The sequence below is a fragment of the Candidatus Omnitrophota bacterium genome, assembly GCA_041649175.1.
Classification (GTDB): Bacteria; Omnitrophota; Gorgyraeia; order Zapsychrales; family JBAZNR01; genus JBAZNR01.
Map to the genome: position 1 here is coordinate 454,105 of JBAZNR010000001.1, position 12,448 is coordinate 466,552.

Below are 12,448 nucleotides of genomic sequence, written 5' to 3' on the forward strand. Positions count from 1 at the left end.
TTGACTTTGAAAAGAAAGCCCTTGCCTGATATGAAAAAACTTTAAGGGATCACTAGATTAAACCGTACCGAAAAACGAAATTCGCTTCCCTTACCTTGTTCGGAATGAAGCGAAATAAGCCCGCCCATCTTTTCCACCAAAACCTTGCAAAGCCAAAGCCCTAACCCGGAAGATTCTTTGCGGGCCTGCGAGCCGACAACAGAATGAGGCAATGCACCTGCTTCACGGGGCAAAACATGTTCCATGGAACGCGGTTTAAAAATATCCATCTGTTTTTCTTTTGGAATTCCTTCCCCGGAATCTTGGACTACAAAAAAGATATGACATCCGCGTCCTAAAACGGTCATCAAACGTGCTTTAAGACGAATTTCTCCTTCTTGGGTGTAGTGGATCGCGTTCGATAAAAGATTCATCAAGATCTGTTTTAAGCGATATTGGTCTCCTTTAAGATATCGTGGGATCTCTTTGTCAATTTCGTAGAAAAATTCGACCGGTTTTCCTTTAATGGCCGGATAAACATTCTTAGCAACTTCCTCCAGAACGTGCGTCAGTTCAAAATCCTCTTCCTTTAATTCCAATTTTCCCGTTTCGATCTTGGCGATATCAACGATATTATTAGCAAGATTGTGAAGAAAAAGACTTTTTGTTTTTAAGGCAGAGAGCGCTTCAACTTGTTTTTCACTGATGGGCATTTTAATAAGAAAATTAATATCCTTGATCATATCAATCATGGCCTCATCAATATCGCGGCTGATCTGCATCAAGAAAATTGCCTTTTCTTGATGGGCATGTTCTAGGGCTTCCTTAATGCGCCGGACACTGTTGACTTCCTCCTGTTGGTTTTTTCGCTCCAAGCCGCGGCGTATCGTTTCAATGAGGTCGGTTTTTTTGACCGGCTTGATCAAATAATCGAACGCCCCGACTTTGAAACTCCTGATGGCCGATTCTGTCGTCGGATAAGCGGTGATCATCACCACTAAAGTTTCCGAGTTTATCTCTTTGATCTTAGAGATCAATTCCAGGCCGGTCGTTTCTTTAAGGACAATATCGGTTAACACAAGCTGGTATTGTTTTTGTTTGAGAATGGTCAGCGCTTCGCGCTCATTTTCCGCCGTATCGACCGAGAAATCTTCTTTGCTTAAGATCTCTTTAAAACCGTCCAGAATAGATGTGTCGTCATCAACAATGAGAACGCTTGATCTCATGGCCCACCTCTTTCATTTTCTTTGCATTGAATATATTCCCTTTAGGGCTGGGCGCTCATTTTGTCATTTGACAAAATGAGCGCCACAAAAATAAATTTTATGTGATCGGTAATGTTATCGTAAAAATACTCCCTTTTCCCACTTCGCTTTTCACTTTTATCTCGCCTTTATGTTCTTTAATAATTCCTTGGCAGACAAAAAGCCCTAGCCCTGTCCCTGATTCCGCCTTGGTTGTAAAAAAAGCATCGAAAATATGAACAAGGTCTTTTTCCTGTATCCCTTCGCCGGTATCTTTGATCTGGACGATCACATGATGTTCATCATGCGTTGTTGTAATGGTTACCTCACCTTTTTGTTTTTTGATGCTGTCATGGGCGTTGAGCACCATATTTAAAAACACCTGATGCAGCTGTTGCTGCCATCCCATAACTTTAGGAAGATTTGGATCAAGATTAAGCGTTAATTTAATACCCTTACGGGACAGCTGATGTTCCACCAGCATCACCACTTTATCGATCACATCATGCAGATCCATTTTTCCTTTGGCTTCTTCTTCTCCGCGATAGATATCGAGAAGCTTTGAAACGATATTGCGGATCTTTTCAATATTATTTTTTACAAATTCGTAATTTTTGACCTTTTCAAACCCTTTGGGAAAATTGTCGTGGATGATCTCTAAATGAGTTGTGATCCCCTGTAGGGGATTATTGATCTCATGGGCGATGCTGGCGGCGAGCCGCCCTGTGGCGGCGAGCCGCTCGGATTGCCGTAAGCCGCGGGTACGTTCTTCTACTAATTCCTCCAAATGTTTACGGTACTTCTCAAGCTCTTCCTGAACTTTCTTACGTTCATCAATGTCGCGGACAACAGCTAAGATACGGTCTTCATCACCAATACGGGCGCGTTTTAAATTCACTTCCACCCAAAACGATTTTCCTTGCTTATTTTTGCTGAACCATTCAAACAATTGCGGTTGGCCTTGCGCGGCTTTTTGGATCAGCTCTAAAGCACGCTTTTGATTTTGAGAAGACCTATCGGAGCTGATGTCAATAACCTCTATGGATCTCATCTCTTCTGATGTATACCCATACATCTCGCACGTCTTTTGATTGACATCAAGAATTTTCCCTGTCTTTACATCATGAATAAAGATCGCGTCATTGGCAGAATTAAAAATAGACCGGTAATTGATCTCAGATCTGGCAATAGCCTCTTGGATCTTTTTAAGGACCGTAATATCCGTTGAAACGCCTAAAATAGCCGGCGTATTGGTCCCCGGAATATGAAAAGGGATCTTGGTCGTTTGCAAAATACGCTGTTCACCTTGGGCGCTGGTAATGACTTCTTCGGGAATAAATTTTCTTTTTCCACTTTTGATAACATCCAGATCATCTTTTCTAAAATGCTCCACTTCCTCTTTACTTTTGGCAAAATCGGCGTCGGTTTTTCCGACGATCTCCTCCACCGTTGTCCCATAAACTTCGGCTACGGCCTGATTAACTAAAATGAACCGCCCATCAATATCTTTGGCAAAAACAAAATTCGGCGTTAGATCGATCACTTGGCGAAGTTTCGCTTCATTTTCTTTGACAATATTCTCGGCTAATTTACGCTCGGTAATATCCTGAATCATGGTTTGAAAACCGATCATCTTTCCGGCTTTGATAAGGGGAGTATTGCTGATATTGGCATAGAACTCTTTTTTGGATCCCGTAACACATCTAACCTCGTGATAACGCGCTTGGACTTTCTCTGACCTTACCGCTTCCTGAAATATTTTTAGGATGCGTTCTTTTTCATCCGGATGAAGAAACATAAGAAATGATTGGTTGATAATATCTCTTCTATCTCTTTCGAACATCTCCAAAAAAGATCTATTCGCAAAAAGGACCCGGCCGTCCATCGCCACATGTAAAACACCCGCCGATATACTTTCAAAAAGCAATTTGTACTGTGCTTCGTTCTCTTTGAGCTTTTCTTCCGCTTCTTTTTTCTCGGTCACATCTCGCCAGCTAGCGACAATGCCATGTGTTTTCCCGTCTTTCTGTTTAATGACCCTTCCATTGGCTTCCATCCACAAATAATGCCCTTGGGCATGTCGGCAACGAAAAATGGCCCAACCGCTTTCCGAGGCCAGCGCTTTCTTAAATTCATTTTTTAATCTCGACAGATCCTCGGGATGAACAAAATCAAAAGCATTCGTTCCTACCATTTCTTTGGAACGATAACCTAAGATACTTTCGATGGAGGGGCTGTGATAAAGGATGTTTCCTTCCAGGTCAAGCTCGGTAATAAGCTCCACCATGTTATCCGTGATCCGGCGCAGTCTCTCCTCGGAATTTCGCAAGTCTTCTTGGGCGCTATGTCGTTTCTCCTCGACGCCGATCGCCGAAGCCAAAATACCGATAGTTTTAATATCAAGTTCTGTCGGCTCAAGATCTTTTTGATAAACAGCGCACAAAGACCCGACACAGGTATTTGAAAATTTAACTGTTTTCCCTAAATATGTTTTTAATTGGTACTTTTGGACATTAGGATCGCTTTGAGCATACCGGCTGTTTAAAAGATCGCGGATGATCATAACCTCGTCTTGTCCGCCTTTAATAACATCACAACAAATATGTCCCCGGGAATCATCTTTGATCTTGTAACCATCCGGAACATTCCAACGGCCTAAAGAGTGCAGTTTTCCATCTTCCATGCGATTATAAATAACACAGGTGGCTCCCAAAAGTTCTCCGCACACAGCCGCGATCTTATTAATATTTTCTACCGGATCATCACTGAAGTTTAAGAAACATTCATTGATCTTTTTTAACCTTTCCTCGGGATTTTTCCGGTCAGAGATATCGCGGACGATACAAATAAGCCCTCCGTCTTCCAGGGCCGTTAAAGAAATTTCCTGAGGAAAAAGTTCTCCATTTTTCCTTTTGCCGACAGATTCACCGCGCCATTTTTTCTCTCTAAAAAGAATGGGCATGATCTCGCTTTCAATATGCTTTAGCTCTTTGGGGCCATAAAGAACTCTCCACGATTTTCCGACGAGTTCTTTAGGGTCGTTATAGCCATAAATTTTGGCATGGGCATTGTTCATACAGGAATATTTTTCCTTGTTGTCCAAAATAGCAATGCCGTCCATCGAGGCATGCATAGCGCGCATGTGATGACGGACAAGTTCGGGATTTATGTCTTGTTCCAGATCGGTCAAAGAGCGGCTGCAGTCTTCTTTTAAAACGATCGGAGAAGACCCGCGAGAGTTACTCAAGAAACGTTTTATAAAATCGATCATCATCAATTTACGCTTTGTTTTTTAATTCCAATAATAGGCTTATTTCGTTAAGCAGAATCTTCGTTTGAACCGGTTTTGCCAGACAACGGTCGGCGCCCATTTTCAATATTTTTGCGATATTGGGCTTGGTCGGATATCCCGTTAAAATAAGGATCTTTATTTTCTTAAGAAGCGGATTGGATTTGATCAAACGGCAAGCGTTAAACCCGTCTAAGCCGGGCATTTTAATATCCAAAATGATCAACCCCGGCTCATACTGAATGGCTGAAACGCCGGCTTCAAATCCTTCCGATGCCGCATACGTTTTAAAACCTTCTTTTTGAAGGATCTCTTTTAAGCCTTCGCGGATGGATTGATCATCGTCCACAATGAGAATAGCCGGTTTCTTTTTTTGCTCAGAGACCATTTTATGGCGCGCCATAAAACGCTCGAGTTCTTCGCGGGGGATGCGCCGATGTCCGCCTAAAGTCTTAACGGCTTTAAGTTTTCCTGATTCGATCCAATCAATAACGGTGGAGTGGCTGACAAAAAGGCGGCTTCCGGCTTCATAGGTGGTATAGAATTCCTTTGGCGGGAGATGATTCATCAAGAACCTTTTTAAAATAATGGTTTTAAGTTCTTTAGCAATCTTAGAATTCTTAGAATTTCCAAATAAAGAGTAACACAAGAAAACGCTTTCGTCAAGCCTGGCGAAATGCCTTTAGGAAAGATATAACTAGTTATATTACAATAACTTACGTTTGCTTACTGCGGAAATTTTTAATTATTTCATCCAGTCTAAGAACGGCTTCGGAGTAAGCAAGAGAAATCTCTTGGGGTTCAGAACCCGTCTTTTCTTGTTCTGGCAGTTTTTCAGGGGTAGGTAAAACCAACGGAACGGATTTGCTTTCTTGGATGATTTCCGGCAAGAGCAACTTATCGTCTTTCTGCTGCGCATCCGCCTGAGAAAGGATATTTTTTAGATTCTTCAATTCTTGATCGTCGCCGGCCATTTATAACAATTCCTTAACCGCTTCTTTTTCTTCTAAAAGCTCTTTTAAAGTTAACTGAATTTTTTCTTTGGAAAAATCATTTGAGTCAAGGCCTTGAACAACGGAACAGTCATTCCCGTCCGAGCGCAAGGGAAATCCGAACATAATACCATCGGGAATTTCATAACTTCCGTCCGAAGAAATAGCCGCCGAGAAGAATTTCCCTTGCGGTGTCGGTGTGATGATATTTTTTACCGTATCAATAACCGCATTAGCGGCCGAGGCGGCTGAAGAAAGCCCTCGCGCCTTGATAACGGCGGCGCCGCGCTGTTGAACAGCTTGAATAAAGGTTGTTTGAAGCCATGTTTCGTCAGCGATCACTTGTGGAACTGGTTTTCCAGAAATTGTCGCATGATAAAAATCCGGATATTGAGTGGAAGAATGATTACCCCAAATAGCGACATTGTCCACTTCGCTGACCGCCACATTGGCTTTTTGCGCTAATTGCGTCTTAGCGCGATTTTGATCGAGCATGGTCATGGCAAAAAAGTTTTTCGCCGGAATATTTTTGGCGAATGTTTTAGCGATATAGGCATTGGTGTTGCAGGGATTCCCGACGACTAAAACCTTGCAGGTTTTTTTGGCATTCTCGGAAATAGCCTTGCCTTGTTCAATAAATATCTTTCCGTTGATCTTTAAAAGATCACCACGTTCCATTCCGGCTTTGCGGGGAACACTACCGACTAAAAGCGCCCAATCAATGTCTTTAAAAGCAACTTCTAATTTTGAAGTTGTGGTGACCGATCTCAATAAAGGAAAGGCGCAATCATCCAGCTCCATTTTAACGCCTTCTAAAGCGGGAAGGGCCGCTTCAAGTTCAAGTAAGTTCAAATGGACTTGTGTATCTTTTCCGAACATTTCTCCGGCGGCAATTCTAAACAAAAGGGCGTAGCCGATCTGTCCGGCCGCACCCGTTATAGCAACTTTTATATTTTTCATAAAAACTCTCCTTATTTCTTTTTTAAAACCGCCATCTTCAATGTGATCTGCTGGCGATTTCCCCAGGGCCAAAGCATAGCGATGACCTTCGTTCCGTTAAAATCTTTTCTAAAAAGCACCTGATTATCAAAAACACCTCCAAATTCTTCCGTTAGCGAAGAATCTTCCCTTGTAGGCGCTTTACCTTCGGGCTTTGCCACCGGGCCAAAGACATCTGTAAGGACTTTATGCCAAGCCTGCTGGTCTTTGACGTCAAAAACGACTTCCACATAATCGTCTTCCATGGCGCGTTGTTGATCGCATTTGAGGCTTTGGAATTTCTGGAAAATTTCCTTGAGGGAAGCAACGCTTGTATTATCTTGAGGCATAGATCTCCTTAAAATTTTACAGGGATTTTATCTCGTGTCTTTATTAGATCGTCTTTGGAAAGATCGGCAACGATAATTCCTTCCTTGTCGTTTGAGGCGCAGGCTAAAACCTCGCCCCAAGGAGAAATGATCATGCTTTTGCCGAATGTTTCCACACCACCATGGCCAAACCCAAACTGATCGGGCGCTAAAACATAACAACTATTCTCGATAGCGCGAGCGCGCAAAAGAATCTCCCAATGCGCTTGTCCGGTTGTTTTCGTAAATGAAGAAGGAACGCATAAAATATCAACACCTTTTTTTGCATACGCGCGATACATTTCCGGAAAACGCACATCATAACAAACAGATAATCCGATCTTAAAATCTTTAACATTGGCCGTTACAAGATCTTTTCCCGGCATAAAAAATCGCGATTCTTTGAGCGTTTTTCCGTCGACAACAGCATCGAAAAGATGATTTTTCCGATATCGGGCGATTGCCTTTCCTTTATCATTGATCAGAATGGATGTGTTAAAAACTTTATGAGTTCGGGGAGATTTCTCACAAAGCGAACCTAAAAGAATAAAAACTTTATGCCGGCGGGCTAATGCCATAAAAGGCTTTGAAGATTCTCCGGGAATATTTTCCGCGACAGAGAAATAGCCTTTCTTTAAATCCGCTTTCCCGCGATAATTGAAAACTTCCGGCAGGAGAATGAATGTAGCGCGTTTTTGGATGGCTTTACGGACTAAGAAAAGTGCGCCGGCGATATTCTTTTTCTTATCGGCGCCGGCGCACATTTGAATAACCGCAGTTCTCACGATAAAATTTCCTTTAGTCTTTCCGCCGGACGGGCGAGAATGGCTTTTTCGCCTTTTTCTACAATAGGCCGCTGAATAAGATCCGGATAGATCATCATCAAATCTAAAATTTCGCTTTCCGAATAATTCTTCTCGTCAAATTTCAGCTCTTTATACTTGGCATCCTTACTTCGTAAAAGTTCTTTGGCGGAAATCCCCATTTTGGATAAAAGTTCTTTGAGTTTTGCCTTTGAGATCGGCTCTATATAATAATCCACCGCGTCAAAGTCGACATTGCCGGCCTTTAGAGCCGCATAAACTTCCCGGCACGTTGTGCAGGTTGGTTTTTGATAAACAGTTATTTTTTCCATGGCTGTTTCCTTAGATAAATATTTCTTATTTTAAAGCGTTTAAGGCATCCGCGTAACTTTTATGGCACTTTGTGTAAAATTCTTGAGCCTGGAGACCAGCTCTCCACTTCATAATATTAGAATATTTGCTAATGTCAATGGAGGCCACTTCCGACGGATCTAAAATAACCAAAAGCGAAATATCGGCCAATGTTATTTTATTTCCGGCCACATATTTATTCTTGGCTAATTGTTCGTTCACGATCGGCAAAAATTTTTCCAAATCTTCTAAGCCTGTTTTTATTTCTTGCTCATCCACCGGGATATTGCGGCGCGGTTTAAAAATACGATTGTAAACAATTTTCATGGCCGCTGATCCGATATGAGCATTGATAAAATCGATCCATTGATCGACTTGAGCCCTTTGCTTGATATCTTTAGGATAAATATCAGAACCGGCCTTTTCCGCCAGATATTTGACAATGGCTCCGCTTTCAAAAAGAACAAAACCGTCGTCATCGATCACCGGAACTTTTCCTGCCGGATGCATTTTGAGGAATTCCGCTTTTTTATGTTCACCTTCGCGTAAATTCACCTTTTTATAATCATATTTCAATCCTAAAAGATTAGCCGCCATCCTTACCTTGTTCGACGGGCTAGACAGATCGCTTCCATAAATCGTTAGCATAAAAACTCCTTTTTGCTATCAGCTTTCAGTCATCAGCCACCAGCTGCTGAAAACTGCGAGCTGAAGGCTGATAGCTTACTGATATATTTTTTATTCTTGAATATACGCCTTAATGATCTTTTGCTCTTCCACCGGCTTATCGTTAGCTCCGGTTTTGCAATTTTCTATTTTTTGGACGACATCATAGCCTTCAACCACTTCGCCGAAAATAGTGTGGTGCATCAAAAGCCACGGGGTGGGAGCGGTAGTAATAAAAAATTGGCTGCCATTAGTTCCGGGGCCGGCATTGGCCATGGCTAAAATACCGGGCTTCTCAAAAGAAACACTTTTGCTGAACTCATCTTCAAATGTCCCGCCCCACAAAGATTCTCCGCCAGCGCCTGTTCCCGTCGGGTCTCCGCCTTGGATCATGAAATTTTTAATGACACGGTGAAAAATAATTCCGTCATAATAACCTTTATTCACAAGCCCGGTGAAATTCTCAACCGTCTTGGGCGCGATATCCGGATAAAGTTTTAAAACGATATTCCCTTGGTTCGTTTCAAAAACAACTTTTACATCTTTTTTGGCGTCTTGGGCCATGGCTGCTCCTATTGTCAAAGAGGTTAATAAAAACAGTGTCCCTAAAAACATCTTTACCATTCTCATTGCTGTTCTCCTTTTTAACTTTTTAACTAAATGATCTTTTCTTCAATTTTTCCGATGAGCTGATCAATATCTTTAACCAAATTGGCCGGTAAAAGTCCGGAATCTTCAATTTCGTGTTTTAAACTTTTTAATGCCCCGATACAACGCCGAAGAGTGGCGTTCTGTCTTTTTTCGCGCGCCTCATCCGGGTCAAGCTCTTGACGCTGTTTCATCAGCATCGTGAGGTCTTTTTTGACTTCGCGGACATCTTTGCCTTTTTCAAAAATATTTTTCTTCAAATTCGCGTAATCAGCTCCATCGAGCGTTTTTTTATTTTTGGCTAAACGCAGCACGTCAATGGCTTCGTAGCTGGGGACTTGGCCCGGCTGTGCTGACTCCATATACTCATTTTTCAAATATTGTGGTTCTTCTTTCTCTAAAAAGAAATACGAACGAAGTAATTTCATTGCTGTTTGTTTACGAATCCCAATCTCCTTGGACGTATAGGTGTCAAATTGTTGATAACCCCATTCCTTATACAGTTTATCTCGGTAGACACTGTACAGCGCGCGGCCTAATTCGATCCAGGAACTCTTAAAGCTTTTGGCATTTTCTAAAATATGCCGGCGCAGACTATCCGGCTCTAAACTTTTCATCTTTTCTTCGATATTTTCTAAAGAACGTGGTTTATACATAAAAAGTCCTTTTATTTTTTTGCTGGTGGTTTTGGTAAGTCTTTGATGGAATCGATGGATCTTTTTAATTCATCTTCAGGCAAATGATATACCTCAAGTTTTTCCGACAAATATTTATCGTAGCCGACCAAATCCATCAGCCCATGGCCGCTATAATTGAACAGGATCACTTTTTGTTTACCTTCAGCCTTGGCTTTCTTAGCTTCGTCGATAACACAGGCAATGGCGTGGCTTGTTTCCGGCGCGCAAATGAAACCTTCGGTCTTCGCCCATAAAAGAGCCGCTTCATAACATTTCACTTGATCAAAAGCTTTCGGCGTCATCAACCCGTCGACAATGGCCTGGCTTACTAAAGGCGCCATGCCGTGATAACGAAGCCCTCCGGCGTGAATAGGAGCCGGAATAAAGGTATGGCCCAGCGTATACATCGCTAAAAGCGGTGTTGTTCCGGCGACATCACCAAAATCATAGGTAAAAAGCCCGCGAGTCATTTTGGGGCAAGCGGTTGGTTCTACCGGAATAATTTCGATTTTTTTACCGTTGATCTTATCTTGTGTAAACGGAAACGCAAGTCCCGCAAAATTACTTCCGCCGCCGGCGCATCCAATAACAACATCCACTTTTTTCTCACCGGCCATCACCATTTGTTTTTTGGCTTCAAGCCCGATGATGGTTTGGTGCAAAAGAACATGATTTAAAACACTGCCCAAGCAATATCGGGTTTTTCCGGACTTATCACCGACCGCCGCTTCAATGGCTTCACTGATGGCAATGCCAAGACTGCCCGGAGTATCAGGCATTTTCTTTAAGATCTCCCGGCCAATGGCCGTTTCCGTACTTGGGCTCGCCACACAATTGCCGTTCCAAATTTGCATCATGGTTTTACGCATCGGTTTTTGCTCAAAGCTGACGCGCACCATAAAAATTTTGCATTCCAACCCCAACAAAGAACAAGAAAACGCCAAAGCGCTGCCCCATTGCCCGGCGCCGGTTTCCGTTGTTAAGCGTTTTATTCCGAATTGTTTGTTATACCAAACTTGCGCAACCGCCGTATTGGTTTTGTGGCTTCCCGCCGGTGAAACACTTTCGTCTTTGTAGTAAATGCGCGCGGGAGTTTTTAAATATTCTTCTAAATAGCGGGCCCGGCGCAGTGGGCTGGGGCGCCAGCGATAAAGAATTTCTAGGATTTCTTGGGGAATATCGATCCAGCGTTTGGTACTTACTTCCTGCTCAATTAAATTCATCGGAAAAACCGCCGAAAGCATATCGGGAGTTATCGGATTTCCGTCGGGGCCAAGCGGAGGCAAAGGCTGCGAGGGCAGATCGGCCGCCAGGTTATACCATTTTTTCGGGATGTCTTTTTCTTTGAGGTAAATTTTTAGTTCTTTCACTTTTTTAAACTCCTTTGATCTCGTGTGTAGTTATTTAGGAAATATTTCTTTGGGCTCCATATGGGCAATGACTTCCGTAACGCCGGGAATAGCTTTCTGAATAGCATCTTCAATATCATGGCTTATTTTATGCGCATCCTCTAAGGTCATTTTAGAATTAACGAGGACGTGCAGATCGATATAAATGTCGTCGGAGCGCCCGCGGGAACGGATGCGGTGGCACGACTCAACCCCTTTGACACTTAAAACGATCTTTTCAATATCTTTAACATTAACGATCACCACAGTATCGCATAAAACTTCAGAGCTTTGTTTAATGATCTCATAAGCTGAATAAGCGATGAAACATGAGATGAGCAAAGTGACGATCGGGTCAATAATGGGATATCCCATTTTCATAACAATGATCGCCACAATAACAGAAAAAGACGTAAAGATATCTGCCTTGGTATGAATGGAATCGGAAACAAGAATGTCGCTTTTGAGGATTTTCCCGTGATTATATTCAAAGTTCATCACCACAAGATTCACAATGATAGTAACGAACATCACGATAAAAGCCCGGTCATCGAGCTGTGGAATAATAGGATGATAAAACCGTCCCACGGCATCTTTGATAAGGTTAAAGCAGACAAAAAGCAGTAAAACGCCTATCCCTAAAGAAAAAAGCGTTTCATATTTTTTGTGGCCGTAAGGATGGTCTTTATCCCGGGGCTGAGAAGCCACCGCAATACCGATCAGCCCCATAAGATTCGAAATTCCGTCGGAGAGAGAATGAAATCCGTCTGCCGTAATACTAGCCGAACGGCTCCAAAGGCCGTAAAAGATCTTGGCCAAGGCAACCGCCCAATTCAGCAGTAAAACAACAATTAAAACAAATCGTATTTTAGCGTAGTGTTCGCTTGTTTTTTTACTCATGGAAGATAAAAAGTTTGGCCCAAATTTTGCCTTACACAAAATTTGGGCTACCTCGGCAACCACAATTAAATCTCTTCGAGATTTAATTGGCCGACCCACGCCTTCGGCATGGGCGGGTTTTTTCTGCTGAAAAACCCGGGTGAGGGATATTATACTAAAGGGATA

13 protein-coding genes are annotated in these 12,448 nt (G+C 42.5%); all 13 read right to left on the bottom strand.

From position 1 onward, the window contains the following. Positions 1 to 41 precede the first annotated feature (41 nt). A complete protein-coding gene (locus tag WC676_01545) occupies positions 42 to 1,205 on the bottom strand; it encodes a response regulator (protein ID MFA5059298.1) in 1,164 nt (387 codons plus the stop codon). Between the two features lie 97 nt (positions 1,206 to 1,302). Beyond that, a complete protein-coding gene (locus WC676_01550; GenBank protein MFA5059299.1) occupies positions 1,303 to 4,497 on the bottom strand; it encodes a PAS domain S-box protein in 3,195 nt (1,064 codons plus the stop codon). 4 nt (positions 4,498 to 4,501) lie between these two features. Further along, positions 4,502 to 5,080 carry a response regulator gene (locus WC676_01555; GenBank protein MFA5059300.1) on the bottom strand — a complete coding sequence of 193 codons (579 nt, stop codon included), beginning with the start codon at positions 5,078 to 5,080 and terminating at the stop codon, positions 4,502 to 4,504. 148 nt (positions 5,081 to 5,228) lie between these two features. Further along, on the bottom strand, positions 5,229 to 5,486 hold the full coding sequence (locus WC676_01560) for a hypothetical protein (protein ID MFA5059301.1): 258 nt from the start codon (positions 5,484 to 5,486) through the stop codon (positions 5,229 to 5,231). Beyond that, positions 5,487 to 6,464 carry a malate dehydrogenase gene (locus tag WC676_01565; protein MFA5059302.1) on the bottom strand — a complete coding sequence of 326 codons (978 nt, stop codon included), beginning with the start codon at positions 6,462 to 6,464 and terminating at the stop codon, positions 5,487 to 5,489. It abuts the gene before it with no gap. 11 nt (positions 6,465 to 6,475) lie between these two features. After that, the gene (locus WC676_01570) at positions 6,476 to 6,832 is read right to left on the bottom strand and encodes a hypothetical protein (GenBank protein ID MFA5059303.1); all 357 of its coding nucleotides are present in this window, start codon (positions 6,830 to 6,832) and stop codon (positions 6,476 to 6,478) included. A gap of 8 nt (positions 6,833 to 6,840) precedes the next feature. Continuing rightward, complete coding sequence (locus WC676_01575; GenBank protein ID MFA5059304.1) at positions 6,841 to 7,635, bottom strand: carbon-nitrogen hydrolase family protein; 795 nt, start codon at positions 7,633 to 7,635, stop codon at positions 6,841 to 6,843. After that, entirely contained in the window at positions 7,632 to 7,985 is a 354-nt protein-coding gene (locus tag WC676_01580; protein MFA5059305.1) for an ArsC/Spx/MgsR family protein, read from the bottom strand. The genes WC676_01575 and WC676_01580 overlap by 4 nt, the downstream gene beginning before the upstream one ends. Before the next feature lie 25 nt (positions 7,986 to 8,010). After that, positions 8,011 to 8,652: a glutathione S-transferase family protein gene (locus tag WC676_01585; GenBank protein MFA5059306.1), complete on the bottom strand. Its 642-nt coding sequence runs from the start codon at positions 8,650 to 8,652 to the stop codon at positions 8,011 to 8,013. Positions 8,653 to 8,742: 90 nt separating this feature from the next. Further along, entirely contained in the window at positions 8,743 to 9,234 is a 492-nt protein-coding gene (locus tag WC676_01590) for a peptidylprolyl isomerase (protein ID MFA5059307.1), read from the bottom strand. A gap of 92 nt (positions 9,235 to 9,326) precedes the next feature. Next, positions 9,327 to 9,974: a hypothetical protein gene (locus WC676_01595; GenBank protein MFA5059308.1), complete on the bottom strand. Its 648-nt coding sequence runs from the start codon at positions 9,972 to 9,974 to the stop codon at positions 9,327 to 9,329. Between the two features lie 11 nt (positions 9,975 to 9,985). Then, on the bottom strand, positions 9,986 to 11,365 hold the full coding sequence (locus WC676_01600) for a TrpB-like pyridoxal phosphate-dependent enzyme (GenBank protein ID MFA5059309.1): 1,380 nt from the start codon (positions 11,363 to 11,365) through the stop codon (positions 9,986 to 9,988). A 30-nt stretch (positions 11,366 to 11,395) separates the two neighbouring features. Beyond that, positions 11,396 to 12,283 carry a cation diffusion facilitator family transporter gene (locus WC676_01605; protein MFA5059310.1) on the bottom strand — a complete coding sequence of 296 codons (888 nt, stop codon included), beginning with the start codon at positions 12,281 to 12,283 and terminating at the stop codon, positions 11,396 to 11,398. Between the last annotated feature and the right edge of the window lie 165 nt (positions 12,284 to 12,448).

Coding starts and splice junctions, on each gene's coding strand:
- WC676_01595 (MFA5059308.1), bottom strand. CDS start 9,974: ATGTATAAACCACGTTCTTTAGAAAATATCGAAGAAAAGATGAAAAGT.
- WC676_01570 (MFA5059303.1), bottom strand. CDS start 6,832: ATGCCTCAAGATAATACAAGCGTTGCTTCCCTCAAGGAAATTTTCCAG.
- WC676_01555 (MFA5059300.1), bottom strand. CDS start 5,080: ATGAATCATCTCCCGCCAAAGGAATTCTATACCACCTATGAAGCCGGA.
- WC676_01545 (MFA5059298.1), bottom strand. CDS start 1,205: ATGAGATCAAGCGTTCTCATTGTTGATGACGACACATCTATTCTGGAC.
- WC676_01605 (MFA5059310.1), bottom strand. CDS start 12,283: ATGAGTAAAAAAACAAGCGAACACTACGCTAAAATACGATTTGTTTTA.
- WC676_01585 (MFA5059306.1), bottom strand. CDS start 8,652: ATGCTAACGATTTATGGAAGCGATCTGTCTAGCCCGTCGAACAAGGTA.
- WC676_01560 (MFA5059301.1), bottom strand. CDS start 5,486: ATGGCCGGCGACGATCAAGAATTGAAGAATCTAAAAAATATCCTTTCT.
- WC676_01590 (MFA5059307.1), bottom strand. CDS start 9,234: ATGGCCCAAGACGCCAAAAAAGATGTAAAAGTTGTTTTTGAAACGAAC.
- WC676_01550 (MFA5059299.1), bottom strand. CDS start 4,497: ATGATGATCGATTTTATAAAACGTTTCTTGAGTAACTCTCGCGGGTCT.
- WC676_01565 (MFA5059302.1), bottom strand. CDS start 6,464: ATGAAAAATATAAAAGTTGCTATAACGGGTGCGGCCGGACAGATCGGC.
- WC676_01580 (MFA5059305.1), bottom strand. CDS start 7,985: ATGGAAAAAATAACTGTTTATCAAAAACCAACCTGCACAACGTGCCGG.